Genomic DNA, 777 nt, shown 5'->3' with positions numbered 1-777 from the left:
CGCCGCCCCCGCCGGAGGGCCCGGCCGACGAGGGGGTCGACGCCCAGCCCGATCCGGTTCCCGACCGCCGTCCCGAGGGCGACGACGGGCTGCCGAGGTGGTGGCTGCCGCGCCGGGCGCTGGCCGACTTCAGCGAGGCGCAGTTCTACGGCAACGAGTGGGCGTCCCTCGGCCTGGTCGGCGGGGCGGTGCTGGCCTGGGCCGTCAACACGGCGGGCCCGGCGTACGGCAGCGGGGTGTTCCCCGACCTGCTCACCGCGCAGATCCTCACCGCCGTCCTCGGCGTGTGGCTGTGGGCCGGGCAATGGCGGCGGCACGGCTGGTACCCGACGTTCGTGCCGGTGGTGTCCTTCGCCCCGGCCGCGGTGATCGTCATGGAGGGCGGCTGGCCGGTGATCCTGTTCGCGGCCGTCACCGGCGCCGCCGCCGGTCCGCCGCTCGCCCGCGCGATCGCCGCGCGGCTGCCCGCCGACTTCCATCCGTTCATCGGCAGCGTCATGTCGATGACCGTCATCACCACGATCGGAGTGCCCGTGCTCAAGCTGCTCGACCCGGCGGGACTCGTATGAGCCCGCACGCCGCCCGTCCCGCCGACGCGGTCGAGGCGTCCCGGACCAGGATCTTCTCGGCGCGCCGGATCATCACCATGAACGGCGGCGAGCCCGAGGCGGTCGCCGTCCTCGGCGAGCGCGTCGTCGCCGTGGGCGCGCGGCGCGACCTGCGCGACCGGTTCCCCGGCGCCGAGGACGTCGACCTCGGCGACGGCGTGATGCTGCC

Annotated in this window: 2 protein-coding genes; both read left to right on the top strand. The window is 75.7% G+C overall.

What is annotated here, in order from left to right:
* A partial coding sequence (locus ETD83_RS43415) for a hypothetical protein (RefSeq protein ID WP_205718197.1) occupies window positions 1-569 on the top strand: 569 nt, incomplete at its 5' end.
* A partial coding sequence (locus tag ETD83_RS42090) for an imidazolonepropionase-like domain-containing protein (RefSeq protein WP_205718196.1) occupies window positions 566-777 on the top strand: 212 nt, incomplete at its 3' end. The genes ETD83_RS43415 and ETD83_RS42090, both read left to right, overlap by 4 nt.

This window comes from Actinomadura soli, assembly GCF_005889715.1.
In the GTDB taxonomy this organism is placed as follows: domain Bacteria; phylum Actinomycetota; class Actinomycetes; order Streptosporangiales; family Streptosporangiaceae; genus Spirillospora; species Spirillospora soli.
This window is presented reverse-complemented; position numbering and strand designations above follow the sequence as displayed.